Here is a 26970-nt window from a genome sequence, read left to right as displayed (position 1 = left end):
CAGGAAACTTATCCACCTTCATTTGCAATAACTTGAGGCGGAATTGGTAGCGTCCACAGTCAAAGGTGGGCGTTATGAAAAAAGAAAAATCTGCCCTGGGGGCAATCGGGCTCAAGGCGCTGCTGCTGGCAATCGGAATCACGGGCCTGCCGCAGCCATCGTCCGCGAGCGCGTTCCCGAGCAGCGTCGGTCCGGTCGATTCGCTGTTGGCAAGGGTCGAAACGCCTCCCACCCTCGGTGGTATTTCGCTGCTGCGGCCGCAGCCCTGGCAGCCCGCCTCGGCCTACAGGATCGGTTCGGTTTTCGGCAGCTACGGGCCTGCCTCCATCGATCGGGAAAGCGGCTCTTCGGCGATGCAGGGCAATGTCGGGATCGATCCCATCCAGACGGCGTCGATAATTCCCGGCGTGTTTGGATCGGTTGCGCTGTCAATGCACAATTTCCCGGTTTCCGCGCGTTGGGCACCGGTCTACAAGGCCATCGTCGACTGTTCCACGGGCAGCGCGTGCGACGGCAAGAACAGCATCTTCACCGCCATCGTCAATGTTGCCAAGGACAAGCGGTTCATCGACAAGCTGTCCTTCATCAACTCAAGCGTAAACCACGCAATCGCCTACAAGAAGGACAGCGTGGTTTACGGCAAGCTCGACTACTGGGCCAAGCCTTCGGAAACTCTCGAGCGGCGGGCAGGTGACTGCGAGGATTTCGCCATTCTCAAGATGGCGGCGCTGTTGCGCGCAGGCATTCCGGCGCAGAGCATGTCGCTCGTTGTGCTGCAGGACCGCAAGCGCGGTTTCTTCCATGCCGTGCTGTCTGTCAGCACCGGCAGCGGTGTGTTCATCCTGGACAGCCTGAGCAACGTTGTCTCGCGCGACAGCGATCTCCCCGACTATGTGCCGTTGTACTCGTTCAGCACCGACCGCGCGTGGATCCACGGCGCCAGGGCCGGCGCGGCCCAAGTCGCCGATATCAAAGGCGGCCTTGCGACGGTCGCACCTGGCGAAGGCCTGCAGCCGTAAGCGCTCTGAGAAAGGCGAAGCGCCCGGTTCGGTGCGTCTTCGCCGTGAAGTGCGCCGGGTCGCAATGGATCCGTGCGAGGCGCTTCAGCTCCTGTTTTCGCGCCTGTCGCCTTCCCGGGACGGGACATTTTCGGACGACATGCTTCAGCCGCCGAAAACGAAGGCCATCAGCAATTCCGGCTCGAGCACCGGCGCCCGCACCGCGTTCAACTGCCCACGGTAGCGGCGGTCGCCCGCCCCGATGACGAAACCGGTGGCGACCGGCGTTTCGCCATTGGCGTCGAGCCGTGCGAATATGTCGGCGACATTGAGGTCCAGGGCGAGCTTCAGGTCGTTGCGCGAATCTTCATTCGGCGCCACCGGCAATTGACGCCGGACCAGTTGCTGGAACGGCGCGTTGAAGGTCAGGATCTTCTTCGACGAAGACAGTGCGAAAGCCGGTGACGGGCAGCTGACCAGAATGGCGCTGATCGTCTTGATCGAGGCGAGCCTTCGCAAGGTCTGGTTTTCGTCGGCCAATCCGCGCATGCAGGCCACACGAATTGCCGATGTCAGGTTTCCTGTGTTGGTATGGCTTTCCGCGATCTCGTCGATGAGCATGCCGATGGTGCATTTGCGGCTTTCGGCCATCTGCTTCAGCGAGGTCCAGAAAGCCCGCTCCAGACGAATGCCGCGTCGCGTACCGCCACGCGCAACAACCCGGAATTCAAGCCCGAAATCCTCTGTCGCCATGGGTGGAAGAAGCCGCTCGCGACCGGCGAGAGGGGAGGTGGCGCTATCGCTCACTCATTGCCTCCTCACGGGCCTTGTTGATCGGCTTCAGCAGATAGGTGAGGATGGTTTTGCGTCCGGTCTTGATGTCGACCGAGCAGATCATGCCGGGGATGATCGAATAGGTCTTGCCATCCCGGGTCAGTGTCGACCTCTCCGTTGCCACGCGCACCTGGTAATAAGGCTCGCCCGTCTTCTGGTCGACCAGGCTGTCGGCGGTGATGTTGGAGACCTTGCCTTCGATGCCGCCGAAGATCGAGAAATCATAAGCGGTTATCTTGATCAGCGCGTCCTGGTCCGGCCTGATGAAGGCGACATCCCGGGGTGAAACCCGCGCTTCGACCAGCAGCGTCTCGGAAGTCGGCACGATGCCGGCCACGACCGCGCCGGGCTGCACGAAGGCACCAAGCGTGTTGACATCAAGCGTGTTCACGATCCCGTCGACAGGGGAGCGAATGTCCGTGCGCGCCACCTTGTCGGTGGCCCCGCGTATGGTTTCATCGACAACCGAAAGGTCGGCCAGCGCCTGCGTCAGATCGCTCAGCGCCTCCTGTTGCAACTGCAGGCCGAGCTCGTTGACTTGAAGCTGGGCCTCGGTGATGGCCGCCTTGGCCTTCTTGATGGTTTCACCGGCGAGGTTCAGCTGCCCATGCAGTTCGGTCTGCTCGCGCTCGACGCGGATCTGCTCGGTCCTCGCCATCAGCCCCTTCTTGACCATGGATTCGACCAGCGCGGTTTCCCGGTCGCTGACTTCGAGGTTCTTGGTGAGGCGCTCGAGATTGGCGTTGGCTTCGTCCAATTCATTCGCGCGCTGATCGAGGCGCGACTTGAGAACCGAGAGCTTGACCTGGAAATTGTCGCGGCGCGCGCCGAGCAGTTTCTGCTCGTTGTCGCAGATTTCCGGCGCCACCTTCTGAATTTCGGAAGGGCACGGAAATGAGCCTTCGAGATTACCGGCCTGTTCAAACTTGAGCCGCGCGATGCGTGTCTCCAGAGCCCGCGCCTTGGCCTGCTGCTCGCCAAGACTGGAGGTGTTGAACGTATTGTCGAGGCGGATGATGAGGTCGTTCTTCTTGACGACCTGCCCGATAGTCACGGCAATTTCCTGGACGACGCCCGGCTCGCTGGCCTGGATGATCTGGGTTTTGGATGCCGGTATGATCTTGCCTTCGCCGCGTGCGATCTCATCGACCTCGGCAAAGGACGCCCAGGCGACGGAAGACACAAAGAGTGCCCCTACGATCAATAAGGACGCCGACGCGAAGAGCGGCGGCCGATCTTCCCTTGCAAGCATGTCATATGGCCCCAACGCATTGAATACGTTAAATAAGTTTGTTTTTCAGGCGTTTGTTTTCTGCAGCGCCTGTATCACTTGGTCCTTTGGTCCGTCGGCAACGATCCTGCCTTGCTCGATGACGATAAGCCGGTCGGCCAGCTCGAGCATGCTGAAGCGGTGCGTCGAAACGATCAGCGTCGTGTTCCGGTCGAAAGCCACTTTGAGCTGCTTGATCAGTTGCCGCTCGGAGGCCAGATCCATCGACCCCGACGGCTCGTCCAGGAAGACGATCTTGGGTTTGGTCAGCAACAGCCTGGCGATCGCCATCGTCTGCCTCTGGCCGCCCGAGAGATTGGTGCCGCGCTCGCCGACATTCATGTCGTAGCCACGCGGGTGACGGGAGACGAAATCGTCGACGCCGGCGGCCTTGGCCGCTTCGACAATCTGCTCATCGGTCGCCTCCGGACATGCCATCAGGAGGTTCTCCTTGATGGTGCCCGAAAACAGATCGTTGGCTTGCGCGACGATGCCGACCGCGGCGCGAACCTCCGATGGGTGATACTGGCGGATGTCGATCCCGTCCAGCAGCAGCTCGCCTGATGTCGGCAGGAAGAGCCTGCCGATCAGCCGGCCCATGGTTGTCTTTCCCGAGCCTATGCGGCCGATGATGCCGATCCGCTCGCCTGGCCTTACCGAGAAATTCAGGCCGGTCAGGACTTCATTTTCGGAGCCTGGATAGACAAAGCCGACGTTCCTGAACACCATGGCTCCATTGCGAATGGGCCGGTTGACGAAACCCACCGTGTCGGGGCGATCCTCCGGCTGCTCCATGATCGAGTTGACCATGCGCAAGGAGAGCATGGCCTGGCGAAGTCTGGACAAGGTGATGGCGATCTGGCCAAGGGGAGACACCGCCCGGCTGGCCAGCATCACGGTGCCGATGATGGCTCCGGTGGAGACGTGCCCTTCAGAGAAGGCGTAGGCGCCGGCAACGATCAGCGCGACGGTGACCATCTGCTGGATGGCCTGCGTTATATTGCCCGCGGCCGCCGACAGTTGCTTGATCTTTTCGGACGTGTTCGACGCGTTCTTGGAATGCTCTCCCCATTTTCGCAACAGATACGCCTCGGCCCGCAGCGACTTGATCGTCTCCAGCGTGGAGATGGATTCGACCAGCAGGGCCTGCCGTTGCGAGGCCTCGTTCATGGAGGCCGCGACGCGCTTGCCGATGCTCCGCTGCGTGACCAGTCCGACGATCACGGAAGCCACGAAGGCCAGCGCCGGTATGATGACCAGCCAGCCGCCTATCGCATAGATGACCAGGAGGAAGACGAACACGAAGGCCGTGTCGATGAAAACGCTGATGGTGTTCGACGTGAAGAATTCGCGCACGAACTCATACTGCGTCACCCGATTTGCATATTCACCCGTCGAGCCCGGTCGTGCCGACAGGGATGAGTTCAGCACTTTCTCGAACAGCATGTATGAGATGCGCAGATCCGCCTTGCGCCCGGCATAGTCGATGAGGGACGCCCTGGCGGTCTTCAAAAGCAGGTCGAAAAGGATGACCGCGGCGATGCCGAGCGACAGAACCCAGAGCGTCGATATCGCCTTGTTCGGCAGGATTCTGTCGTAGACATTCATGGTGAATATCGGCGAGGCGATGGCCAGCAGGTTGATGAATACTGCCGACAGGATGACCTTCGAATAAGTGCGCCAGAACGGGCCCATCGTTCCCGTCAGCCAGTGTCGCCGCTCGATCTTCGGCGCGGAACCGACGCTCATCCCTTCGGCTGCGTTTGCATAGGTTATCGAGAAGGAAACGCCGCCACTGATGTAGCTGGCGGCCAGCTCTGATCTGGTGATGGTTACGCGGCCGTCTTCCTGGGGAGCGGTGGTGAACGCGCCGTCCTCTGTTTCGGCCAGCAGGGCAACCGGCAATTGGCCGGCGCGAAACACAATGGCGGGAAGATCGAGACGCCCCCGAAGAAAGTCGCGATGGCTGAATTCGGTGATCTCAAGGCCGATGCGCTCAGCAAGATGCCGGATGGCATCGATGTCGATACGCGTGTCCGACAGCGGCACGCCGGCGAACAGCACCGTGTGCGCGCTCGGTCTGCCGAGATACCCGGCAATGGCCGAGAAGCAGGCTTTGAACGCCTCCTTCGGGGAGAGGATATTGGGTTGCTGGTTCACGATCCGCCCACGGGGACTTTCGATCGCCCCTTACATCCGCTTACTTTTTCCTGACCGGCGCCAGGATATCGAACGGCAGATCGTTCTTCTGTTCCGAAGGGGTGCGCGCGTAGGTTTCCGTGTCGGCCGTTTCCGGTGCGGCGAACTCGGTCCGCGCGTAGGCCGCGGCCTGCTTTGGCGGGCGGATGTCCATCGTCTTCAACAACTGTCCGGTCGCCGCCAGAAGCCGATACTGGGCAAAGAGCGAGGCATAGGAGGCGGTGTCGGCCAGCGTCGCCGTGTTGAACCGCGTATTCTGTGCATCCAGCACATCGAGCAGCGAGCGCTGCCCGACCTTGAATTGCTCGCGATAGGACGCAACCAGCTTCTCGTTGGAGGCGGCCTGCAGCTTCAGGGTCTTTGCCAGGTCGGCTTGCCGGAAGCGGCGATCCCAGGAGGTGCGAACGGCTTCCTCGATTTCCCGCAGCACCTGATGCATCGCGAGGCGCTGCTCGCTGGTGCGACGGATCTGCTCCTGCTCGTTGGCCTTGTCGATGCCGCCCCGGTACAGGTTCCACCGCAGCACCAGGCGTGCCTGCAGGTCGGATGTGTCACCATTGTCGCCGTCGATGTCATACCCGGCCCGGGCGACGCCTTCGGCGACGATCGAGGGGCCGTACTTCGCGCGGGCCGCGTCGACCAGGGAGGCTGCGGCGGCGATGTCGCTGTTGGCCATATGGACGCGCGGATTGCTCTCCCGCGCAAGGCCGATCGCATCGTCCAGCGACCTTGGCAGTGCGCCGGAAACATCGGCCGGCCTCGACGCATTGGTCAACGGTTTCCCGACAGTCTTGAAGAAGCGTATCCTCGAGGCCTCAAGCTCCTCCGAGGCTTCCTGCATGCGGGCCTTGGCTGCGAACAGCCGCTCTTCGGCCTGCTGCCGGTCGGCTTCGTTCAACCCGCCGCCGGCAATGCCTTCCTGGATGTCGTGCAGCATTGCTTGATGAAAGCCGAGATTCTTCTTTGCCTCTGAAACGATCGAGGCCTGAAGCATGTATTCGAGGTAGTCCTGGACAACCGAGAGGCCGATGAATTCGGACCGCTCCAAAACACGAAACGACGCGCCGTCGACGCGCGAGGCCTGGCGGTTCAGTTCGGCCCGTCTCGCACCGCTGTCATAGAGCGTTTGCGAAACCGTCAGATCGGTTTCCGCCGGATAAAGCGCGTCGTCCTGTATGGAGAGCACGCGTCGGGAGGAATTGTCGAGACGGCGAGCACCTGCCGACGCTTCCAGGTCGACGCTGGGAAGATAGAGCCCCTTGGCCTGACGCAATTCGAACTCGATTGCTTCGCGATTTTCTATGGCCTGGCCGATTTCGGGATTGGATTCGACGGCAACCGCCACTGCTTCCTTGAGCGTGAGTGCACTCGCGCTTCCGCAGGCCAACATCGTAGCCGCCATCAAAAGACCAAGGCGCCTGCCCATGGTCGACATGCTTGTCGTGTTCATCTAATCCGCCCCAACGTTTCCCAACGCTTTTTTCCAGCGCTAAAACCAAGCCTCAGCTCGCCTGATTATCCAACAATTTCACGCGATATGTGAGTGAATATTAAATTAGAAGCCAACAAAAGGAGAATTCTCACCATAAGGTTGTGAAATGTAGCAAAAATGGCACAACAACTGGCCCGTTGGGTGTGCCTGACCGTCTCCAGGAGCGGAAAGCCGAAAGGCACGGCGTGGTCCACGCGGGAGACTCTTAGGCCCGCATGAACTGAAAAGGCCGTCGCGGAAATTTGATGACGTTTCAGCCAAGATCACGCCGTGGCGGGACGAATGGACCGATGCTGAATTGCTGGCCGCCGGGATGAGCCCCCAAGCAAGCAGTCGCGCCCTGCGTTAAGCTTCACTCAATCTCTGCAGTCTATGCTGACGCCAGATTGTCGAGGATAAAATGAAGCGCAGGCCGATATTACTCTTCGCTTTTCCGGCTTTGATCCTGATGCTTCTGGCAAGCGAGCGAATAGCGACCCTGCTGCTCGGACGCTATGCCGCCAGCCCTGCCATGTGGCGGATCTGGCTTGAACTGCACCCCACGGCGATGTTCTGGCAACAGGTCCATCTTGGACTGGGCGGATCGATGGTCCTGGATGCCGTCATCCTGGTTGCGGCGGCGGCGGCGTGCTGGGGCGCTTGCCGTATGAGGCGGCCGGCCGCCTTCTTCCTCGCCAACCACGTCGCCCTGCTCTTTGCCGGACTGATGATCGCTTCCAGCAGTCATTCGGAGACGGCGAGCACTGTCGCGGCATTCCCGCTGTCGAACGGCCTCCAAGTCGCACTGATGGTCGATTTTACCTGGCAGAACAGTCTCGTGCTTGTTCTGGGCTTCGCGGCCTGTGCGTACTGCCATGTCGCGTTCCTCCGCGAAACGCGGCTGCGTGGAGAGTCTCCCGCCCTGCGTCTCATGACTTTGCGACGCGATATCTAGCCGGCGCACGGGGGCGTTCGAGAGAGTGCCAAATGATCCGGACATCAGCAGCTTCCCGGATCCGGCGGCTTCGACAAATCCGGAGCCGCCTCAATTGATCTTGCGATAATAGACCTTTCCGTCCGGCGTTTCGGTTCGCTGGTAGGAGGGGTTAGGGGCAGGGGGCGCGGTGCTCTTGCGCTTGGCTGGCCGCGGCGTATCGACAGCGGCGGGTTCGGCCGCGATATTGTTGGAGGATGCATCGGCCACGGTGCTGGTGGTGACGACGGCGGGTTCCGCCGCGCCCGCGCTGCCATCGTCACGCGCTGGCGGAGCGTTTTGTTCCAGCCGGGATATGTTGCCGTTGACTTCGTTGAAACTGCCCTGCAACTGGCTGTCCAGCCTTTCAAATCGGCTCTGAAAACCGTTGTTGACCGTGTCGAGCCGGGCAACGATCCGCTGCTCGAACGCGCCAAGCTCCTCCAGACGTCCCTCCACGGCGCGCAGGTCGGTGATGCCGCGATAGAGGTAGATGGCGGCGGTCGCGTTCAGCACCGCGAACAGTGTCAACCCGACGCCGACCACGACGGCCAGCCGCGACCGGCTCGCATCCTTGTCGAGCAGTTGCGGTTCGATGGGCTCGGCGGCCACGGTCGGCACGTGCGGGTCACTGATCGTCGTCATTGAACCACCACCTTGGTGCCTATTGGCACCCGCTTGAAAAGATCGATCACATCCGTGTTGGTAAGGCGAAAGCATCCAGATGTGCCGTCGAACCCCACGCCCGAGGGATCGTTGGTGCCATGGATGCGATAGAGCGTGTCGTGCCCGTCCCGAAGCAGATAGAGCGCCCGTGCGCCGAGCGGGTTATAGGGGCCTGAAGGCACCAGCTCCGGCAGTTCCGGCTGGCGGGCGCGCATTTCCCTGGGCGGGCGCCACTGCGGCCATTCCGTTTTCGCGCCGACCTTCACGACGCCGGTCCAGCCGAATCCGTCGCGTCCGACGCTGATCTGGTAGCGCAGCGCCTGGCCCTGACGGGTCACCAGATAAAGCGCCTTCTCGTTCTTGCGGATGACGATCGTTCCCGGCTGCTCCGTGGTTGCGAAGGCAACCGCCTTGCGCAGGCTGGGGCCCATCGCCGGCAGCGGTGGCCGATCCGAAAGCCTCGATCGCGCCTGGGCGAAGTCCTGGGCCGACAGCGCCAGCGCCAGGCCGAGCACGCCGGCGCCGATCAGCCTCGCGGCGGCGTCATGTCTACCGGGCAGCGTCATCGAGCCGCTCTTTGAACATCTTCTTCAGATCCTTGTTGAAGCGCGCCCGGCCGTCCACTTCGGAAGGCAGGATCGCCCGGTTCAAGGCATCGGCCAGAAGGGTGTTGTCCAGGGCCACCGATTTGATGTGCGGCGCCTTGAATATCTTCTCAAGCTCGCTGCGCGAGAAATGGTTTCCGAACCATTTGCGCTTGTGCTTGTTGGCGACGAGCGTGATGCTGACCGCATTGCCGCGCAGCTCGCGGATCTTCTTGTAGAGCCGCTTGCCTTGCCGCAGCGAGGCGACGTTGAGTTCGAAGACGATGAAGATCTCGTCGCTCGTCGAAAGCACCGAATTGTGCCACGGCGTTTCGAGATTGGGCAGGTCGATGACGATGTCGTCGAAGCGGTAGGCGACGAGGTCGAGCAGCCGGAAGACGAAATCGCTGCCTTGCGGCTCGAACGGCAGCTGCGGCCTCTCGAACGCGTAGAGGGTGAGACCCGACGGGCGCGACAGCTTGATGACATCCATCAGCTCGACATCGAGCCTTTCCGGCTGGCCGATGATGCCCGCCAGGTCGAACTGGTTGAACAGATTGAGGTAGGCGCCGCAATTGGCGCTCTGGAAATCGAGATCGACCAGGCAGGTCGAAGCCGCGCGCTCGGTCGATTTCGAGGCCAGGAATTCGGCCGCCGACAAAGCGAGCGTCGTGGCGCCGGCGCCACCGCTGGCGCTGATGAAGGTGATGATGCGGCTTTTGGTTCCCTGGTTGCCGGTATCATGGAAGGTCACCGCGTTGAGCAGTTCCTTGCCGTCGAGCGGCTTGTGCAGCCAGTCCGAAGCATTCATGCGCACCAGCACGCGCGTCTGTTCCGACGTCAGCTCATCGGAAACCGCGATCAGCGGCACCGACGCCCACAGCGCGCGTGCCTCGACAATGCCTGACCTGCCGAGCAGGGCGCCATTGCCCAGATCGAGGATGACGATGCCGGGGCGCGTATCGGCGGGCGGACCTTTCAGGAAATCATCCGTCTCGGAGATCCTGACATCATAGATCGCCAGGGCATCGAGCCGCGTCGCCACCTCGCGCTTGAAAGCCGGATCGGACGAAAACAACGCCACCTGCTTTCGCTTGGTCGGTGTAACCTTGGTGTTGATGGCATTCATGGCCAGGTGCTCTTCAGATCTTCGCCCGTGACCGTGCTCAGCATGGAGGGCATGTTGATGTTGGTGAAACCCATCAGTCCTCTCAGGAAAAAGAACTGGAAGGTGATATTCTGGAGATTGACGGTGATGGTCGGCACCGGGCCGCCTAGCCGGGTCTGATAGCCCAGGCCGGTGGCCGTGTAGGTGACGACGACGTTGCTGCGCAGCAGGCCCGGGAAGAAATGGCACATACCGGGCCGCTGGTTTGCGGCAAGCGCAGGGCAGACATCGTCATTGGTGTTTGCGGTGTCGCCACGAAAGATGCGGCTGAAATTGGCTGCGCTGAAGCCGCCACTGTTGCTACAGCCGCCCGTGCCGGCGGTGTAGGTGCAAACGAAGGGACCATAGGCGCCGGCGACAGTCGGGGCGCCGGGAGACGAGGTCGGGCCCGCAGTCGCGAGGTTGGTCGCCACAGCCTCCGATATCGAAGCCAGCCGGGCGCCGACCTGCACCGCCTTGGTGGCCGCGTTCCATTGATAGAAGGCGTAGCCGAAGTCGACGAAGCCCAATACGAGCGTAAACAGCAGCAACGATACGATGGTCATTTCCACCATCACCGCCCCGTCTTCCGATTTTGCGAAACGCTGGATCATGGTCAGAACCGGATCAACCGCTCGTCGTGGTAGCCCTGCAGCGTTATCGGACCGATGCCGATGAACGACAACATCCCGACACCGGTGTATGGGTAGGTACCGGACGCGCGGACGGTGCAGACCTGTGCCGTGGTGGAGCGATATTGGGTAACGCCGCCCACCACGGTGTCCAGGCAGGAATTGTTCGTGGTCACGGTGACATTCGATGTCTGCCAGCCGCTCACGCGCGGACTATCAGTCACGACGCCGTTAACAACCGTTACAGATGGCTTGCCGTAGACGGCGATGTTCGCGGCAATGGTGGAACAGTTGATCGCCGCCAGCCCGGAGTCGGTATACAATTGACTGTTGCAGCGCGCGGCATAGCGGGCGGCGTCTGTAAGTCCGGCCTCCATCAGCAGCTTGTCGTGGATCAGATTGCCGAACTCGAACACCCCGGCGGACAAGATCAGCATCAGCGGCGTGATCAGTGTCATCTCGACAATCACCGCGCCGCGTTGGTCGTGTCGAAATCGATCAAGATATCGGGACAGCGTCTGGAACATCGCGGTCATCGGTAAAGCTGGACCTCGTCACGAAGGAAATTGTCTAGCGTGCCGTTGCCGGCCTTTGTCGTGATGTCGATGATTTCACCCCAGATGTCGGCGTTCGGCGCGCCGCCAGCGGGCTCGGTGAGGAACACGCTCGCAAACGCCTGGACGGGGTAGTTTCCACCTGAGCCTTTGACCTGATTTGCGACGCAATCAATTATGGCGACGTAGATCATCCGGCGCTTCGGATCGGTGGATGCTCGTTGCGGGTTGCATTGCGGGGACGACGCTTCAGCGCCGGTCGCAGGGTGGGTGAGTTCGTAATTGTAGACCTCCCAGCGACTGGCATTAACATCGAGTCCGGCGGGCGGGAACGATCCGCCATGGGTGACGGCCCAATAGCCGGCTCGATCCCAGACGCCATCGCCGAGCCTGTCAGGTACGGCGGTATTGCAATTCGGCAAGCATGTGTCTTGTGGGAGTGCCTTATAGCTTGATGCCTGCGCCGCCGTTGGCGCCACGTAGGAGCAGTTGCCCTGGTTGTCGACCTGCTTGACCATGCCCTTGAGGACATTCGGGGCCGGGGGGTAGGTTGCCGGGTCGTATCCGTTCTTGGCATACATATCGAAGCGGACGTTGATGCCGTCATTTACCGGAGGAATGTTTCCCGGCTTGGTGTCGACGCCATCATCCTGGTAGCATGCCTGGGGTTTCGTGGAAGCGAACATGCCAGTGATATCCTGTGTCGCCGAACTTCCGGATGGCGTTTGAAGGAATCCGTAGTCGCCCGGGCCATACTGAACGCTGGCGCCTCCGCCCTGTATTTTGAGATGTATCATCGGTCGTTTATGTCCGCGCAGCGTCGCGCCCAAGGCATCCAAATTGCCATATGGGTTACACATGAACATCGGAGTGAAGTCACAAACCGAACTCGAAAACCCCGCGACGGCAGTTGCTCCGACGTTCATCGAATTGCTGGCCCCGGAAGACAAGAAAGTAGCAGGGAAGATCGCGGCGAAGCCGACTGGCGTGACCTTGATTTCGACGAACCGCGCCTTCGATGCGTCGGTCACTTCGTCGGTGATGACGTTTGCTGCTGTGATCGCTGCGCCATCGGTAGCAGGTAGGGATTTCAGGTAGCGCCTCGTCACGCCGGCCGAGGACAGAGTGGCCGGCCCACCGGGGGCGGTGGAAAATGTGTACTTGTTGCCGGTAACGATATTCGTCAGGGCTCGATCGGCCCGCGTGATACTGTCCGACCGACCGTCCAACTCGGCGGCGGTAGCCAAAGCCAGCGCATCGGCGCCCTTCTGCAAATCATTGTGGAGGTTATTGACCCGGCTCATGTCGATCGCCAGCAGCGAAAAGCCGATGATTGCCGGCAGCGTAATGCTGACGAGGATCAGCGCTATTCCCCTCTGGTCGCGCCAGAATGCGCGAATGGTCCGCAGCATGGTCCTTGCCCCTTGCTCCCCTGACGCCAGGACCCCTCGTATGGCCTGGCGCGCTGAAACCGCGTCCTTCTGTTCACTGCCCCGTAGTCACACCCGCCCCGCCGACATTGACCGTGATGGCCGGTGGCGGCGGCGGCGGTGGTGGAAATTTGTAGCTGTGCGCCACGGCGGCCGCGCGCGCACCGTCGCCTTCGATGTGCGTATTCCTGGACGCCGGATTGAATGGATCGACCGTCTGCGCCAGCGAGTTGTATTTCTGCGAGTCGCCGGCCGCCAAAGTCACTGAATCGTAGTGATTCAGATAGTCCGCGGCGCAGCCTGACAATGCGCTGGCGCACAGGATAGGGATCAAGATCCTATTTCTTGACATAGAGCATCTTGTCCTTCGATTTGAAGTCGAGCATGTGCCCATAGGGGCCGGTGACGCCGTCGCCGGTCTCATATTTTCGGATCATGTCCTTGTTCACCTCGAGCTGACCAAGGACGAAGAATTCCGGATCATTGGCCGGCCGCGTCTTGTCGAACGGCGTCGCCAGCTGCTCGCCGGGCTTCACCGGCCGCACGATGTGCGGCGTGACGATGACCACCAGTTCGGTCTCTTCCTTCTGATTGCTCGAATTGCGGAACAGCGTCCCGATGACCGGCACTTGGCCGAGCCAAGGCACCTGGTTCTGCAGCTTGGTGGTCCTGCTGGACAAAAGCCCGCCGACCGCGAAGCTCTGGCCGTCGCGCAGTTCCACGACGGTGGACAGTTTGCGGTTGGTGAAGATCGGATCGCCGGCGGTGGTGAAGCCGTTCAGGTCGCTGACTTCCGGCGCCAGGTTCATGTGGATCTTGCCGTCGTCGAGTACGACCGGCGTGAACAGAAGATTGACGCCGAATTGCTTGTAGACGATGCTTATCTCGCCATTCTTGTCGAGAGTCCGGATAGGGACTTCACCACCGGCGTTGAAGCTTGCCTGCTCGCCGGAAAGCGTGGTGAGATTGGGATTGGCAAGCGTGCGCACCGCGCCCTTGGCCTCAAGCGCCTCGATGATCAGATCGACCTTGATGTTGCTGTCGATCACTTGGGTGATCAGCGTCGCGAAAGGATTGGTTTTCGACAGCAGACCCGTCACCAGGGTCCCAGGGGCAGCGCCATCTGGAGTGGTAGCTGCGATACCCGTTCCAAACGCGGTTGCACTGCTGCCCCTGCTCCTGAGCGACACCCCGAGGTCGCGGCCGGAGTTGCGCTTTGCTTCCAGCACGCGCACTTCCAGATTGACCTGCTGGCTGTCGTCGACGATGACCGAGTTGATGATGGCGTCGGGACCATATTGCTGCGCGACTTCCATGATCGCCGCCAGCGTGGCGCCGTCCTTGACATGACCGGCAAGCCTGACCCTGCCGTTGACCGAGCCGACCTCGATGCGCGACTTGGGCGCCACCTGGCGGATCGCTTGCGCCATGTCGGAGACATCGACGCCGACCTCGACCTGGATGACGCCGAGCGAGCGCTTGTCGGTGGAGAACAGATTGACCGTGGTGGTGCCGGCGCCCTTGCCGATCACATAGAGGGTGCGGTCGGTCATCGGCTGGGCATCGGCGATCTTCTCGTCGCCGACGACGATATCGCCCAGGTTGGCATTCACCTGCAAAGTCACCGATTGCGACATCGGCAGGAAAACACGATGGACGCTGGGGTTCGACACGTCGATGAAGCGGTCGGCCGCATCGGCCGCAAGGCTCGATAGCGACAGTGCAGCCAGAGCCGACAACGCGGCCGCCCCCATCCTCACCCAAAACCCTTGCATCCCGGTCTCCCCAATCGCCGCTGGCGGCGGCGCCAAACTGGTCGCGGCGCCTTTATGGCTGCCGCGGCACGTCATATGTTTCGAGCTTCACACCTCGGAAGACGCCCACCGTCGCGCGCGCCGGCGGTTCCGGCTGCACGTACTTGACGACTTCCTTGACGACTTCGTGGACTTCCGGCGCCGACGTCACGGCAGGAGCCGGCTTCACCTTGCTCAACTGGTCGATCTGGCTGCCAACCCGCTCCACCGCCTGCGCAAGGCCGGCGATCTTGTCGTCCGCGCGCTTGCGCTCAGCCGCGGCCTCCGCTTCCGCCGCTGCCTTCTTGCTGAGCTCCGCCTGCCTTGCGGCGACGTCGGCCGGTGTTTCGCCGGTCAGGTCGGAAAGCGTCACACGTTCGGTGGTCTCGCCCTTGCTGGCCGCGGCCTGGCGAAGGGCCAGCGACAATTGTCCGGCGCCTGCCGCCAGCGTCAGCTTCTGCGCATCCTTGGTGCTGGCCTCGAGTGTCACCGATTTGACGACAGTCGGGCTGTCCTTGCTCGCATCCGCAACCTGGTCGACGGCGAGCACCTTCATGCTCTGCAGAAGCACGTCGACAAAACTCTGGTCCGCGCCATCATTGCCGCGCACGGTTCGCGTCAGCAACACGTCGACACGGTCGCCCGGAAAGACGAATCCGGCGACGCCGAGCACGTCGTTGACGCGGATGGAAACGGCCTTCATGCCCTCGCCGAGAACCGCCGAAAGCGTGGCGCGCTGGCCCGGACCCGTGATCTTGCTGGCGAGCACGGGTTCGTTGACGCCGATCGCCTGCAATGCCTGCTTGGGGGCTCCGCCGGCCGGAACGTCCTTCGTCAGGAGTTCTTCCGTGGTCTTGAATGCGCCAGCCGGAATCGCGCCCGACGGCCATGCGACCTCACGCAATTTGTCGGCGGACAGCGTGTCGCCGAACTTCAGCGCCACGGCGGCCACGACAACCGTGTCGCGCTGAACATCCTCCGTCCGCGCCATGGCGCTGCGCTGGTTGGCCAGCCAGATATTGGCGAGCACCACGGCCAGCACGCCGAACACGCCGGCAAGGACGATCATGATGACGGTGTTTGCGCGCATGGTTCCTGCCCTCGGCCGCTATACATCTGGAAGGATCCAGGCCCGGGCGCATGCTCAGGCCTGGATATCGACTGTCAATTGGCGGCGGTCTGAACCGGAGAAGAGCAGGAACCCAATCCGTCCTGACTTTCTCTTGCAAATGGTCCAAGCCACTTGAGCTTGGGTCGTTTGCCGGATCTCATCTTCAATGGCCTGTAAGGTTGTCGTTCAGGGCCGTCCACTTGGTATTGACCCACCCGCCGACCGTCACGATCGTCCCGATAACTGCCACGGTGATGATGCCGAGCAGGATCGTGTATTCGACCATGGCAGCGCCGTTTTCGTCGTCGCGGAACTGCCGGGTTACCATCATGAGCTTTTTCACGGAAACTTCCTCTTGTTCGGTCTGAACTGCATGAGAAGAGCGGGAACGAGTCCGTTCCGCATTTCTCTTGCAACGGACCTAAACCACAGGGGCTTAGGTCCGTTTGCCGATCTCAGATCAGTGGCCGTTGATCGAAGTGTTCAAGACCGTCCACTTGTTGCCGACCCAGCCGCCGACTGCCACGATGGTTCCGATCGTCGCCACCGTGATGATGCCGAGCAGGATCGTGTATTCGACCATGGCAGCGCCGTTTTCATCGTCGCGGAACTGCCGGGTCATCGTCATGAGCTTCTTCATGTCAATTTCTCCCTTTGGAGGTTGAACCCGACGAGACAGAGCCAAGGATGTACCCCATACCCAGCATCCCCCGTCACGTTGATCCTAGGTCGCGCAAAAAAGCAGAGTCAAACGAGATTAAGGGTCCCTTAACTTTCATATACCTGATTCGCCAAGAAAACAGCGGATCAACATCTTGGCAAGGTATTGATTCGTATCATTTTTCAATCCTTCTTAACCATTCGTTCACAATTCCGTCCTGCATGCGGCACGATTATGGATAAATTAGCAATACTGCATATTCCTTTATATCTAAGGGTTTAAGTGAGGCATCGTGGTGGTTCCGGGGTGGAGGGATGGCCGTGCACGGAAGGGGGGCGAATCGAACGATTGCAGGCCGCGAACCATATCAAATAAACAAAGGATTACCGGGCCAACGGCTTTAACTATGTTGAAAGTATTGGCTGTACGCAGGCCATCCTGGCGCTTGTGCCGGCGGTGGTTAACGTTTAGTTTCCACTAATATGCGTCTGAGAGGAATATAAGCAATTATGCTGGGGCGATTCATCAGGGGAGCAGGCGAACAGCAGGTGGCGACAAAGGCCGAGTCGGCGGCGGTGCTGCCTGTCACTCCGTCCCTTTCGCCAGCCGCTGATATCGAATCGCATGGCGACGATTTTCTGACGCTCAAGGTCGAACTTCATCGCCACCTTATCGATCGGTTCAACCTCGCCACTCTTGAAAATGCCTCCAAGGATGAGATCCTGGATGAGATCCGCCCGATCGTTCGCGAGTTCGTCCGAAACAGAAGCGTGCCGCTGAACGCACGCGAACTCGACCAACTGACCAGCGACACCGCCGATGAAATGCTGGGGCTGGGGCCGATCGAGCCGCTGCTGAAGGACGATTCGATTTCCGACATCCTGATCAACACCCACGATCGCGTCTTCATCGAGCGGCGCGGTGTAATCGAGGAGACCGCGATCCGGTTTCGCGACGAGGCGCATCTGCTGCGCGTCATCGGCAAGATCGTTTCGGCGATCGGCAGGCGCGTCGATGAATCGGCGCCGATGGTCGATGCCCGCCTGGAAGACGGGTCTCGTGTCAATATTGCGGTGCGGCCGGTCTCGGTCGATGGCCCGCTGGTGTCGATCCGCAAATTTTCCAAGAATCCATATTCGCTCGAACGATTGATGGCGCTCAATTCAATCCGTCAGCCGATGATCGAGCTGCTGCGCATCGCCGTGCAGGCGCGCAAGTCGATCCTGGTTTCCGGCGGCACAGGCAGCGGCAAGACGACCTTGCTCAACGCCCTGTCAGCCTACATCCCGTCCAGGGAACGCTTGATCACCATCGAGGATGCGGCGGAGTTGCAGTTGCAGCAGCCGCATGTCGGCCGGCTCGAGACGCGGCCGCCTAATGTCGAAGGCAAGGGCGAGGTCCGCCAGCGCGAACTTCTGAAAAACGCGCTTCGCATGCGGCCCGATCGCATCATCGTCGGCGAGGTGCGCGGCGAGGAAGCCTTCGACATGCTGCAGGCGATGAACACCGGTCACGAAGGCTCGATGACCACCATCCATGCCAACACACCGCGCGACGCCATCTCGCGGCTCGAGCAGATGGTCGGCATGGCCGGCATGCCAATGAGCCATGACTCAATCCGGGCGCAGATCGCGTCGGCCATCGACATCATCGTGCAGACGCAACGTCTCTCCGACGGCGGCCGGCGCGTGACGTCCATATCGGAAATCACCGGCATGGAGGGCAATGTCGTCCAGCTTCAGGAAATCTACCACTTCGTCCGGCGCGACATAGGCCCGGATGGCAGCATCGTGGGCGAATTCCGCGCCACCGGTGTTCGGCCGCGCTTTGCCCAGGAAGCGGCGACGCTCGGCCATCAGTTCGCCAAGGACGCCTTCAACCCACAGGTTCCACTCTGATGCTGACAGGGCAGGCTTTGCTCTACTTCATTTACGTGCTGGCGGCGGCGTCGGTTATCCTTGCCGGCGAATCCTTCTATCTGTCCTTCGCCGGAAGACGAGCGCGTGCGGGCGCGATCAACCGGCGGCTCAAGCGGCTGGGAGAAGAATCGACCGCGGAACAGAGCTTGCAGGGACTGCTGCAAGAGCGCGGCCTGACAGGGTCCGGCGATTTCAGCTTCGGTGCGATAGGGCTGAACCGGCTCTACACCCAGTCCGGCATCACCGGTAACCCACTGGCTTTCGCGGCAGTGTTCCTGTTCGCGGGCCTCGCGCTGGCACTTGTGATGGCTTTGCTTCTGGATTTTTCCGTTCCGGTCGCGGTCATTGTTTTTCTGCTTGTCGGATTCGCGTTGCCGATTCTGGTTCTGCGGCGCGCCCGGAACAAGCGTATCCAGAAATTCGCCACGCAACTGCCAGATGCGCTCGACATGATCGTACGCTCGCTACGCGCCGGCCACCCGACCACCGTGGCGATCGGGCTGGTCGCTCGTGAAATGCCGGATCCGCTGGGAACCGAATTCGGCATTGTGTCCGATGAAATCACATTCGGCCTCAGTCTCGAACAGGCGGTCCGAAAGCTGTCGGAGAGAGTGGGGTTCGAGGGGCTTCACCTTCTGTCCGTGTCGCTCTCGATCCAATCCAAGACCGGCGGCAACCTCACCGAGATCCTGGCCAACCTGTCATCCGTGCTGCGCGAACGGCGCAAGATGCGACTGAAGATAAAGGCGCTTTCGGCCGAGGGCCGTGTGTCGGCCTGGATCATTTCGCTGTTTCCAGTCCTCATGTTCTGCATCCTCTATGTCGTCGCTCCGAAATTTTATGGAGATGTGTGGGACAGTCCGCTCATTCTGCCGGTGTTTCTGATCTTTGGATCGTGGGCGCTGCTGGGCGATTTCATCATGTATCGGATGGTCAATTTCGATCTCTGAGGGGCGGGACATAGACTTCGTGACCAATATTGGAAATTCGCCCGTGCTGCTCTCTCTCGCCGTCTTTGGGGCGGCGGCGGCGCTTTTTTTGGTGGTCGCGTTCGTCATCACGCCAGTCCTCCAGACCAGAAGGCTGGTTGCCCGCAGCCTGTTGTCCGAGGGCATAACCAATCGCCGCTCGCTTTTGGGCCAGGAACAATTGGCCAGGATTTCGGCGCAGCGGCCGGTGGATGCCTACTTCCGCGCGCTGGAGAAGGAGCGCGGTCAGCCGAATGCGCTGGAAGCGAAATTGTTTCGAGCTGGATTCCATCAAGCAAGTGCGCCGATAATCTACACGCTGTCGCGGCTCGGTGCGGTCTGTATCGGTTTTCTGGCCAGTTACGCGCTCCTGTCCCGGCTGTTGCCGCCCCAATTGCCCGGGTTTCTCGCCTTTGCCGGTGCTTCTCTCTTCGGTCTCGCCTGCATCGTGGTGCCAAGCATCCTGCTCGACCGCTTCGAGAATGGGCAGAAGCAGATATATCGCCGCGGCTTTCCCGACTTCATGGACATGATGATCACTTGCGCCGATGCGGGCATGAGCCTGGAGGCGGCGGTTGAGCGCGTCGGCACGGAATTGGCCGGCACCCATAAATGGCTCGGCATTCAGCTATCGATCATGAATCTGCAATTGCGCGCCGGCAAGCCGCTGCGAGAAGCGCTGCATGAGCTTTCGGACCGTATCGGCCTCGAAGAGGCGCGGGCGCTGGCGGTTTTGTTCCGGCAGTCGGAAGAACTGGGCACCAGCCTGACGGACGCCTTGCGCGTCTACAGCGACGAAATGCGCGGCCAGCGGATTCTTCAGGCCGAGGAACGCGCCAATGCCTTGCCGGTCAAGATGATGATTCCATTGGGGCTCTGCATCTTCCCGGTGGTGATGATGGTTATCATGCTGCCCCTTATCATTCGCATGAAGGGCATTTTCTTCTGAATAGGTATATGCTTTGGTTCTAAAATAGAGTCGTGGACTCTTGGGGGCAAAAATGACAAGGCCAATGCGCCTCGCAGCCGCAGCCATTCTGTCGATGATGACGCTCGCCGGCTGTCAAACGAACGGGGCGGACACAACTGGTGGTGTCGTGCGCACCAACGAGCCGTCGAAAGGCGACGTCACGTCGTTTGGCGATGCCTTCGATGGGTTGAAGACCGTCAGTGACGTGGAATACTACGCCTCGGACCAGGCCGTGGCAGAAGCCAAGAACCAGTTCCGCGCGGAAAACTACGGCAATGCCGGCGCGCTGTTCTTCAAGGCGACGCAACTGGCCCCCAATGATGGTAACGCCTGGATGGGTTTGGCCGCTTCGTGCGATCGCATCCACCGTTTCGACCTCGCCGACCGGGCCTATGGCAGGGCTTTCAAGCTGGCTGGTGCGACGCCGGAATATTACAACAATGTCGGTTATTCCTATCTGCTGCGCGGCAAGCTGCAGGATGCACGCAGCAACTTCCTCAAGGCCTACGAACTGGCGCCCAACGATCCCACCGTGGCCAACAATCTGAAGCTGCTGTCGTCGAGCGTACAGAACATCGAGCGCTAGGGTGCCCGCATGCTGCTTGTCGCATCTTTGCTGCTGAAGGCTCTTGCCGTCCCTTTGCTGGCCAGGGTCGCCTGGCTCGATTTCACCACCCAGAAAATATCCAACCAGAATGTATTGCTGTTGCTTTGCATGGGGCTCGGGTCGCTCCAGCTTCTATCGGTCCAGGCCGGGTCATGGTGGGATATGGGCTTGAGTGCGCTTGCCGGCCTTCTCCTGTTTCTCGCGCTCTTCCCGTTCTGGGTCTTGCGCAAGGTTGGAGCAGGCGATGTCAAGCTGATGGCGGCCATGCCTTTCGTGATCGGGGGCAGTGGCCTTGCGGTCTTTTCTTTCCCCCTGCTGGTTTTTGCCCTCACCACGGCCTTGATCGTGAAAAATCCTTTCATGCTGCCTGAAGGCGCCTTCCGCCTTTATGCCCAGCACCTCGACCGCAAAGGTGTTGTGCCGTTCGGCGTTCCGATCTCGCTGGCCGCGATCTGCACGATAGCCTTCCTTATCTATGAAAATCTGGTGCAGGCGACCAATTCTGGAGTCCTGGGCCAGTTCAACTGAACCCTACAGGCCGGTCCCGCTGAATTCGCGCACCAAGACCGGTCCAGCCCGCGTGGGCTTTTCGCAGATGCCAATCCGGCACGGCGGGGAGCATCATCGCAACGACATGGTGACCGCTCCGCCTTGCGTCGGCGGTCATGTCTTGTCCAGCAGTCAATTCGATGGCTAGATGAACCATCCACAGGGGAAGGTACCATGGCACTTCACCTTTCGGCGGATGCCCCGGCTTCGGTCGCTGCCACGCCGCAAAAATATCTCTTTGGCCCGTTCATCGACTTCTTCATGCTTGGCGGAAGCGCGCTTCTGATCCTGCCGGTCCTGTACTTTCTGCCTCTGCGCTACGAAGCCGCCGTTACGCTGACGATGTTCCTGCTCTCGCACCTCATAAACCAGCCGCATTTCGGCCATTCGTACCAGATCTTCTATCGCAACTTCGCCCGCAAGGTGCGTGGTGAGGGGTACGGCCGCAATCTCCAGATCCGCTATGTTCTCGCGGGCATTGTCGTCCCGCTCGCCATGATCGCCTTCTTTGCCTATGGCTCGCTGACGGGCAACGTCCGTCTTCTGGGCTATGCGACCAACGCGATGGGCTTTTTCGTCGGCTGGCATTATGTCAAGCAAGGCTACGGCATGCTGATGGTGGATGCCGTGCTGAAGCGCAAATTCTTCAGCGATCAGGACAAGAAGGTGTTGCTGTTCAACGGCTATGCCGTGTGGCTGTTCGCCTGGCTTCAGACGAACGTGGTGATCACCGAGAGGCAATTCTGGGGTCTGGAGTACTACACCTTCGCGGTCCCGCCATGGCTCATCACCATCGCCATGTCGATTGCCGCCGCCTCGTCTGCCGCCACCGCCGTGATGTTCATCAATCGCTGGCGCAGGCATGGTGGGGCGCTGCCTTATAACGGCGTCGTTGCCTACGTCGTGTCGCTCTATGCCTGGATACTGTTCGTGACGCTGAACCCGCTCTGGCTGCTCGTCGTGCCGGCGCTCCATTCCTTGCAATACCTGGCGGTGGTCTGGCGCTACCAGACCAATGTCGAGCGCGACCGCGCGGATGCCGTCGCGAAGCCGGGATTGAAGGCCCTGTCCATTCTTGGGCCGCTCTACAGGCTGCGCGTCCTGGCCTTCATCGTCTTTGGCGCAATTCTAGGCGCGCTCGGCTTCTGGCTGGTGCCGATGGCGCTGTCCGCCATCGTTCCCTATGACAAGGCGGTGCTCGGCTCGTCGCTGTTCCTCTTCATCGCCTGGATATTCATCAACGTGCACCATTACTTCCTGGACAATGTGATGTGGCGGCGCGGCAATCCGGAAGTCTCGAAATATCTGTTTCGCTGAAGCCATCGATTGAATTCAGTCCGGGCAGCGGCCAGTGCGGAAAGGCCCATTCCCGGTACGGACACGATTCGTTAACCAAGATGCTGTTCATCGACAGGACGAGTTTGTGCGACGGCTGCTCGTCCGCCTGTTCAACCCTGCTTGTCAGGTCGAGGTTTAGAAAGAAGGCTCGGCGGCTGGCGAAAGACGTCAAATCGCCCGAAACAGAATCAATGTGCAAGGCATGAACGTGATTGAAAGCGAACAGAGCGCACCCGGCGCCTCCCATCGTTGGACATGGCTGCCGGCCATCGTGGTCGCATTCCTTTGCCTGTGCGTCACCAGCGCGTCCGCCGAGACGCGCGCCTTGAGGATTCAACATCTTCATACCGGCGAGAAGGCCGAGATCGTCTTCAAGCGCAACGGGCGCTATGATCAGGCGGGATTGAAGAAAATCAATTTCATGTTGCGCGACTGGCGCCGCAACGAGCCGACCAGGATGGATCCGCGCCTGCTCGACCTTGTCTGGCAGGCCTATCGCGCCAGCGGCTCGACATCCTACATCCATGTGGTCAGCGCCTATCGCTCACCGGCGACGAACGCCATGCTGCGCAGCCGCTCGAAGGGCGTTGCCCGGGAAAGCCAGCACATGGTTGGCCGCGCGATGGATTTCTTCCTGCCGGACGTGCCGCTGAAGAAGCTGCGCGACATCGGCCTCAAGATGCAGGGCGGCGGCGTGGGCTACTACCCGACCTCCGGTTCGCCTTTCATTCACATGGATGTCGGCAATGTGCGGCATTGGCCGGGCATCAGCCGGCAGGAACTCGCCAGGGTCTTCCCGAACGGCAACACGCTGCATGTGCCGAGCGACGGCCGGCCGCTGCCCGGCTATGACCAGGCGCTCGCCGCCTACAAGTCGCGCAAGTCCGCCGGCACGCCCAATATCGAGCTGGCAAGCGCCGACGGCGGTCAACGCAGGCCGGCGCGAGGCCTGCTGGCAACGCTTCTGGGCGGGCGCGGCGCGGACGAGGCGGAGGATGTCGCGGAGGCGGTGCCTGCGCCACGCAAACCGGCCAGGTCCGTCGAACCCAAGACCGCGGGACAAGGCATCGCCATCGTGCCGCCGCAGGATGCCCGGCGCGCGGACATCCAGGTGGCTTCCGCCGGTACGGCCGAGGAACCGCTCGCTGAGCAAAACAGCAAGACACCGGAAGCAATCGTCATGGCGATGGCGCCGGACTCGGTACCGCTGCCGGCCTTCGCCCCGCGTGCCACCGCGACGGCCAGCATTCCGACGCCGCAACCCGCACCGTTCGCGGTAGCCAGCGCGTCCTCGGCACGTGCCGAATTGGCGGGCGTCAAGCCGGCGGCAGCCAATGCCGAACTGCCCTTGGGCAAGACGGATGCCGCTCCGGCGGCCGTTGCGCCGGTCATGGTGGCGCTCAACATCCCCGTGCCGACATGGCGGCCGCAGAGCCGGACAAGCCCGGCGCCTCAGCCGGAAGCAGCCAAATCCGCTGATGCCGTCGCTGCCTTGCTGGCCATGCATCATCCCGACGATGGGCATGGACTGCCAGTTCGACAGGTTGCGGTCCCTGCATCGAAACCCGAGGATCGCGTCAGGACGAGCCCGAAGGCCGATCGTGTCCAGCCGCGTCTCGATCCCGAAGCCACCGCCATGATTGTGCCAGCCGCGTCAACCGGCCGGCCGCTTGCGGGACGCCTTGGCATGGCAGCCGGGCCGACGGCGGCACCTGTCATCGCCGCCAATTTCATCCGCACGGCGCCGGAGCAGGTCTATCTCGACGGATTCCAGCCGCGTGGACAGACGTCCGATCACCGCCGCTTCACCGGTTCGGCGGTCAAGTTCCTGCCCATCGCCAGCTTCAAATAGGGGCGGACGCGGCCGTTCGGCCGGCGTGGACAGATGTCGTGCAACACGGATGCTCGGGCCGTCACCCCTGCCGAAACCGCGCTGACGGTTCTGTAAGATATTTTCCAAATTTGACAATCTCACATGAAATTGTAAGGTAATCGTCTTCCCGTCAGCGAGAGGCGATGACCATGTCGATCCGCGAAGAACTGGCCAACACGACCTTGGCGTTCACGTCGGCGGAAGAAAAGATCGTCCAGGTCCTGCTAGCCGATTATCCGATGTCGGGGCTTGGAACAGCGACCCGTCTGGCACGGCGCGCCGGGGTCAGCGACCCCAGCGTGACACGGCTGATGACCAAGCTCGGCTATGTCGGCTTTGCCGATTTCCAGGCGCGTCTGCTCACCGAGGTCGAATCCAGGCTGCACTCGCCGCTGCTGATGATGGAGGCCAAGCGCCCGGGCGGCTCCAGCGAAGGCACGGCACTGGCCTATTTCCACTCGGTTTCCGACAGCCTGGAGCGCACACGCACGGCGGTGCCGCTGCAGGCCTATACGCGCGCGGTCAATTTGCTGCTCGAAACCAAGGGCCAGGTCGTGCTGCTGGGCGGCCGCTTCAGCCGGCATATCGCCTCCATGCTTGCCGGCTACCTCCTGCAATTCCGCTCGGGCGTGCGCGACATCGGTTCGCTCAGCCCTGCCGATTTCGATCTCCTGATCGACCTTGGCAGGCGCGACCTCCTCGTCGTGTTCGACTATCGGCGCTACCAGTCGGACGTGGTGAGCTTCGCGCAACAGGCGCACGAACGCGGCGTCTCCATCCTGTTGTTCACCGATGTGTGGCTGTCGCCGATATCTGATATCGCCGATCTGACCATGGTCGCGGCGATCGACGCCAACTCGCCCTTCGACACGCTGGCCACCGCCGTCGCGCAGATGGAAACGGTCTTCGCCCATGCGCTGGAAGGCCATGGCGCCGGGGTGCGCAAGCGCATCGAGGATATTGAGAAGATCCGCAGCGCCAATGCCGTCACCCTCGATGCCGCTCTGTCGGCACCGGAGAACGAAGCCGCCAAACCCAGAACCCCCAGGAAATAGCGTCGAAGCGACAGCGCGGCGATGCGAGGAAGGAACGACGATGCCCGACACCCAGACCATCATCGATGCCGTGCAGGCCGAGATCGAGGCCGACCGCGACTGGCTGATCGGGCTGACCCGCGACATGGTCCGCATACCCTCGGTCAATCCCAAATTCGAAGCCAACCCGGCGATCAACCGCGAGGCGGATGTCCAGGCGCTGCTCGAACCGATCCTCAAGCGGGATGGCTTCCGCACCGAACAATGGGATGCCTTGCCCGGCCGGCCCAATCTGGTTGGCGAGTGGGCTGGAAACGAAGACCGCAGCCTGATTCTGTGCGGGCATATCGATGTGGTTCCGGTGGGCGAGATGAAGGACTGGTCCGTTGACCCGTTCGGCGGCGAGATCACCAATGGCAGGCTCTATGGTCGCGGTGCGGTCGACATGAAGGGCGGCGTCGCGGCCTGCGTGGCCGCCGCGCATGCCATCAAAAAGGCTGGCATCACGCTGCAAGGCCGATTGGCGATCCATTCCGTCGTTGACGAGGAGGCCGGCGGCTTCGGCGCGATAGACGCGGTGAAGAAGGGCAAGCTCGCCAAGGCGGTGCTTGTCGCGGAGCCGACCTGGGGCGATGTCCTGCCGGTCGAGGGCGGTCTTGAATGGGCGCGGGTGACGATCCGTGGCCGTAACGCGCATTCGGCGCTGCGCTACAACGAGATCTATCCGCAGCGCCACGACAAGGACCGGCTGACGCCGGGCGTCAACGCGATCGAGATCGCGGCGCGCTTCATTGCGGCCGTCCGCCAGTATGAGCTGGACCGGACGCGGGCAAAGTCGCACCCGCTGCTGCCGCTCGGCATGAACACCATCAATATCGGCGTCGTGCATGGCGGCACGGGTCTTGGCGAGCATGGCTTGCCGACGGTGATGACCAACCCGGCCATCATCCCCGATGTCGCCGTGCTCGATCTCGACATGAAGTTCCTGCCGGACGAGAATTCGGCCGACTATCGCAGCGACTTCGAGGCGTTCGTCCATCATTTCGCCCAGACCGACGCCTGGCTGCGCGACAATCCGCCGACCATTCAGTGGGAGCTCGGCGGTCTTCATTTCCCGCCGATGAATACGCCCGTCGACCATCCGCTGGTGACGTCGCTGATGAAGCGCAAGGCCGCGGTCGGCAAGGCGCCGCAGGCACGCGGCTTCGTCGCCGTGTGCGATGCCGCGCACTATGCCGGCGCGGGTGTCGATGGCGTCATCTTCGGCCCGTCGGGCGACGGTTTCCATGGCGCCAACGAATATGTCGAGGTGGAATCGGTGGTCGAGACCGCCAAGGTGATTGCCGCTTCGGTGATCGACTGGTGCGGCGTGCGCTGAGCAGCGCTGCT

At 61.4% G+C, this 26970-nt stretch carries 26 protein-coding genes; 11 read left to right on the top strand and 15 right to left on the bottom strand.

The window, feature by feature from the left end; translation table 11 throughout:
• Positions 1-74 precede the first annotated feature (74 nt).
• A complete protein-coding gene (locus EB230_RS29925; RefSeq protein ID WP_056565938.1) occupies positions 75-1019 on the top strand; it encodes a transglutaminase-like cysteine peptidase in 945 nt (314 codons plus the stop codon).
• Positions 1020-1163: 144 nt separating this feature from the next.
• Here the strand turns inward: EB230_RS29925 and EB230_RS29920 are convergent, their stop codons facing one another.
• The 4 genes from EB230_RS29920 to EB230_RS29905 are packed head-to-tail and all read right to left on the bottom strand — an operon-like array spanning position 1164 to position 6751.
• On the bottom strand, positions 1164-1805 hold the full coding sequence (locus EB230_RS29920; protein ID WP_056565941.1) for a ribbon-helix-helix domain-containing protein: 642 nt from the start codon (positions 1803-1805) through the stop codon (positions 1164-1166).
• Complete coding sequence (locus EB230_RS29915; RefSeq protein ID WP_172374500.1) at positions 1795-3084, bottom strand: HlyD family type I secretion periplasmic adaptor subunit; 1290 nt, start codon at positions 3082-3084, stop codon at positions 1795-1797. The genes EB230_RS29920 and EB230_RS29915 overlap by 11 nt, the downstream gene beginning before the upstream one ends.
• 45 nt (positions 3085-3129) lie before the next feature.
• Positions 3130-5262 carry a type I secretion system permease/ATPase gene (locus tag EB230_RS29910; RefSeq protein ID WP_081295155.1) on the bottom strand — a complete coding sequence of 711 codons (2133 nt, stop codon included), beginning with the start codon at positions 5260-5262 and terminating at the stop codon, positions 3130-3132.
• Positions 5263-5302: 40 nt separating this feature from the next.
• Entirely contained in the window at positions 5303-6751 is a 1449-nt protein-coding gene (locus EB230_RS29905; RefSeq protein ID WP_081295156.1) for a TolC family protein, read from the bottom strand.
• 442 nt (positions 6752-7193) lie between these two features.
• On the opposite strand from EB230_RS29905, the gene EB230_RS29900 reads away from it, so the two are divergent.
• Positions 7194-7727: a hypothetical protein gene (locus EB230_RS29900; RefSeq protein ID WP_056565949.1), complete on the top strand. Its 534-nt coding sequence runs from the start codon at positions 7194-7196 to the stop codon at positions 7725-7727.
• A 90-nt stretch (positions 7728-7817) separates the two neighbouring features.
• Here EB230_RS29900 and EB230_RS29895 read toward each other — a convergent pair whose 3' ends face one another.
• From EB230_RS29895 to EB230_RS29845, 11 genes are all read right to left on the bottom strand, one after another.
• Positions 7818-8390 carry a hypothetical protein gene (locus EB230_RS29895; protein WP_172374499.1) on the bottom strand — a complete coding sequence of 191 codons (573 nt, stop codon included), beginning with the start codon at positions 8388-8390 and terminating at the stop codon, positions 7818-7820.
• Complete coding sequence (locus EB230_RS29890) at positions 8387-8977, bottom strand: L,D-transpeptidase (protein ID WP_172374498.1); 591 nt, start codon at positions 8975-8977, stop codon at positions 8387-8389. The genes EB230_RS29895 and EB230_RS29890 overlap by 4 nt, the downstream gene beginning before the upstream one ends.
• Complete coding sequence (locus EB230_RS29885; RefSeq protein WP_056565958.1) at positions 8961-10124, bottom strand: AAA family ATPase; 1164 nt, start codon at positions 10122-10124, stop codon at positions 8961-8963. Before EB230_RS29885 ends, EB230_RS29890 begins: the two co-directional genes overlap by 17 nt.
• Positions 10121-10756, bottom strand: a complete 636-nt coding sequence (locus tag EB230_RS29880) for a TadE/TadG family type IV pilus assembly protein (RefSeq protein WP_172374497.1) — start codon at positions 10754-10756, stop codon at positions 10121-10123. The genes EB230_RS29885 and EB230_RS29880 overlap by 4 nt, the downstream gene beginning before the upstream one ends.
• 2 nt (positions 10757-10758) lie before the next feature.
• Positions 10759-11310: a TadE/TadG family type IV pilus assembly protein gene (locus tag EB230_RS29875; RefSeq protein WP_172374496.1), complete on the bottom strand. Its 552-nt coding sequence runs from the start codon at positions 11308-11310 to the stop codon at positions 10759-10761.
• A complete protein-coding gene (locus EB230_RS29870) occupies positions 11307-12740 on the bottom strand; it encodes a pilus assembly protein TadG-related protein (RefSeq protein WP_172374494.1) in 1434 nt (477 codons plus the stop codon). The genes EB230_RS29875 and EB230_RS29870 overlap by 4 nt, the downstream gene beginning before the upstream one ends.
• A gap of 73 nt (positions 12741-12813) precedes the next feature.
• Positions 12814-13092: a hypothetical protein gene (locus EB230_RS29865; protein ID WP_246738872.1), complete on the bottom strand. Its 279-nt coding sequence runs from the start codon at positions 13090-13092 to the stop codon at positions 12814-12816.
• Between the two features lie 4 nt (positions 13093-13096).
• Positions 13097-14533, bottom strand: coding sequence for a type II and III secretion system protein family protein (locus tag EB230_RS29860; protein WP_172374490.1), 1437 nt, complete (start codon positions 14531-14533; stop codon positions 13097-13099).
• A gap of 52 nt (positions 14534-14585) precedes the next feature.
• On the bottom strand, positions 14586-15641 hold the full coding sequence (gene cpaB, locus EB230_RS29855; protein ID WP_172374488.1) for a Flp pilus assembly protein CpaB: 1056 nt from the start codon (positions 15639-15641) through the stop codon (positions 14586-14588).
• Between the two features lie 184 nt (positions 15642-15825).
• Entirely contained in the window at positions 15826-16005 is a 180-nt protein-coding gene (locus tag EB230_RS29850; RefSeq protein ID WP_210261330.1) for a Flp family type IVb pilin, read from the bottom strand.
• A 117-nt stretch (positions 16006-16122) separates the two neighbouring features.
• A complete protein-coding gene (locus EB230_RS29845; RefSeq protein WP_172374486.1) occupies positions 16123-16302 on the bottom strand; it encodes a Flp family type IVb pilin in 180 nt (59 codons plus the stop codon).
• A 530-nt stretch (positions 16303-16832) separates the two neighbouring features.
• On the opposite strand from EB230_RS29845, the gene EB230_RS29840 reads away from it, so the two are divergent.
• The 9 genes from EB230_RS29840 to EB230_RS29800 all read left to right on the top strand — a co-directional run bounded on the left by EB230_RS29840 (position 16833) and on the right by EB230_RS29800 (position 26959).
• Positions 16833-18221 (top strand): CpaF family protein, encoded by a 1389-nt coding sequence (locus EB230_RS29840; RefSeq protein ID WP_172374484.1) that lies wholly within the window; start codon positions 16833-16835, stop codon positions 18219-18221.
• Positions 18221-19192, top strand: coding sequence for a type II secretion system F family protein (locus EB230_RS29835; RefSeq protein WP_172374482.1), 972 nt, complete (start codon positions 18221-18223; stop codon positions 19190-19192). Before EB230_RS29840 ends, EB230_RS29835 begins: the two co-directional genes overlap by 1 nt.
• A gap of 10 nt (positions 19193-19202) precedes the next feature.
• Positions 19203-20159 (top strand): type II secretion system F family protein, encoded by a 957-nt coding sequence (locus EB230_RS29830; RefSeq protein ID WP_172375202.1) that lies wholly within the window; start codon positions 19203-19205, stop codon positions 20157-20159.
• Between the two features lie 52 nt (positions 20160-20211).
• Entirely contained in the window at positions 20212-20766 is a 555-nt protein-coding gene (locus EB230_RS29825; RefSeq protein WP_056565991.1) for a tetratricopeptide repeat protein, read from the top strand.
• Positions 20767-20775: 9 nt separating this feature from the next.
• On the top strand, positions 20776-21315 hold the full coding sequence (locus EB230_RS29820) for a prepilin peptidase (protein ID WP_172374480.1): 540 nt from the start codon (positions 20776-20778) through the stop codon (positions 21313-21315).
• Positions 21316-21510: 195 nt separating this feature from the next.
• Positions 21511-22653, top strand: coding sequence for a hypothetical protein (locus EB230_RS29815; protein WP_056565999.1), 1143 nt, complete (start codon positions 21511-21513; stop codon positions 22651-22653).
• 223 nt (positions 22654-22876) lie between these two features.
• Positions 22877-24526, top strand: a complete 1650-nt coding sequence (locus EB230_RS29810) for a DUF882 domain-containing protein (RefSeq protein ID WP_056566002.1) — start codon at positions 22877-22879, stop codon at positions 24524-24526.
• Positions 24527-24696: 170 nt separating this feature from the next.
• Positions 24697-25602: a MurR/RpiR family transcriptional regulator gene (locus EB230_RS29805; RefSeq protein WP_056566343.1), complete on the top strand. Its 906-nt coding sequence runs from the start codon at positions 24697-24699 to the stop codon at positions 25600-25602.
• Between the two features lie 40 nt (positions 25603-25642).
• Complete coding sequence (locus EB230_RS29800) at positions 25643-26959, top strand: ArgE/DapE family deacylase (RefSeq protein ID WP_056566005.1); 1317 nt, start codon at positions 25643-25645, stop codon at positions 26957-26959.
• The last annotated feature ends 11 nt before the right edge of the window (positions 26960-26970 follow it).

It is taken from the genome of Mesorhizobium sp. NZP2234, assembly GCF_013170765.1.
GTDB lineage: Bacteria > Pseudomonadota > Alphaproteobacteria > Rhizobiales > Rhizobiaceae > Mesorhizobium > Mesorhizobium loti_D.
This window is presented reverse-complemented; position numbering and strand designations above follow the sequence as displayed.

Excerpts from the sequence above, each read along its gene's own strand:
- EB230_RS29840 (WP_172374484.1), top strand. The coding sequence starts at position 16,833 with ATGCTGGGGCGATTCATCAGGGGAGCAGGCGAACAGCAGGTGGCGACA.
- EB230_RS29805 (WP_056566343.1), top strand. The coding sequence starts at position 24,697 with ATGTCGATCCGCGAAGAACTGGCCAACACGACCTTGGCGTTCACGTCG.
- EB230_RS29895 (WP_172374499.1), bottom strand. The coding sequence starts at position 8,390 with ATGACGACGATCAGTGACCCGCACGTGCCGACCGTGGCCGCCGAGCCC.
- EB230_RS29860 (WP_172374490.1), bottom strand. The coding sequence starts at position 14,533 with ATGCAAGGGTTTTGGGTGAGGATGGGGGCGGCCGCGTTGTCGGCTCTG.
- EB230_RS29915 (WP_172374500.1), bottom strand. The coding sequence starts at position 3,084 with ATGCTTGCAAGGGAAGATCGGCCGCCGCTCTTCGCGTCGGCGTCCTTA.
- EB230_RS29900 (WP_056565949.1), top strand. The coding sequence starts at position 7,194 with ATGAAGCGCAGGCCGATATTACTCTTCGCTTTTCCGGCTTTGATCCTG.
- EB230_RS29845 (WP_172374486.1), bottom strand. The coding sequence starts at position 16,302 with ATGAAGAAGCTCATGACGATGACCCGGCAGTTCCGCGACGATGAAAAC.
- EB230_RS29810 (WP_056566002.1), top strand. The coding sequence starts at position 22,877 with ATGAACGTGATTGAAAGCGAACAGAGCGCACCCGGCGCCTCCCATCGT.
- EB230_RS29820 (WP_172374480.1), top strand. The coding sequence starts at position 20,776 with ATGCTGCTTGTCGCATCTTTGCTGCTGAAGGCTCTTGCCGTCCCTTTG.
- EB230_RS29880 (WP_172374497.1), bottom strand. The coding sequence starts at position 10,756 with ATGATCCAGCGTTTCGCAAAATCGGAAGACGGGGCGGTGATGGTGGAA.
- EB230_RS29800 (WP_056566005.1), top strand. The coding sequence starts at position 25,643 with ATGCCCGACACCCAGACCATCATCGATGCCGTGCAGGCCGAGATCGAG.
- EB230_RS29890 (WP_172374498.1), bottom strand. The coding sequence starts at position 8,977 with ATGACGCTGCCCGGTAGACATGACGCCGCCGCGAGGCTGATCGGCGCC.
- cpaB (WP_172374488.1), bottom strand. The coding sequence starts at position 15,641 with ATGCGCGCAAACACCGTCATCATGATCGTCCTTGCCGGCGTGTTCGGC.
- EB230_RS29875 (WP_172374496.1), bottom strand. The coding sequence starts at position 11,310 with ATGACCGCGATGTTCCAGACGCTGTCCCGATATCTTGATCGATTTCGA.
- EB230_RS29870 (WP_172374494.1), bottom strand. The coding sequence starts at position 12,740 with ATGCTGCGGACCATTCGCGCATTCTGGCGCGACCAGAGGGGAATAGCG.
- EB230_RS29905 (WP_081295156.1), bottom strand. The coding sequence starts at position 6,751 with ATGAACACGACAAGCATGTCGACCATGGGCAGGCGCCTTGGTCTTTTG.
- EB230_RS29925 (WP_056565938.1), top strand. The coding sequence starts at position 75 with ATGAAAAAAGAAAAATCTGCCCTGGGGGCAATCGGGCTCAAGGCGCTG.
- EB230_RS29815 (WP_056565999.1), top strand. The coding sequence starts at position 21,511 with ATGGCACTTCACCTTTCGGCGGATGCCCCGGCTTCGGTCGCTGCCACG.
- EB230_RS29885 (WP_056565958.1), bottom strand. The coding sequence starts at position 10,124 with ATGAATGCCATCAACACCAAGGTTACACCGACCAAGCGAAAGCAGGTG.
- EB230_RS29835 (WP_172374482.1), top strand. The coding sequence starts at position 18,221 with ATGCTGACAGGGCAGGCTTTGCTCTACTTCATTTACGTGCTGGCGGCG.
- EB230_RS29825 (WP_056565991.1), top strand. The coding sequence starts at position 20,212 with ATGACAAGGCCAATGCGCCTCGCAGCCGCAGCCATTCTGTCGATGATG.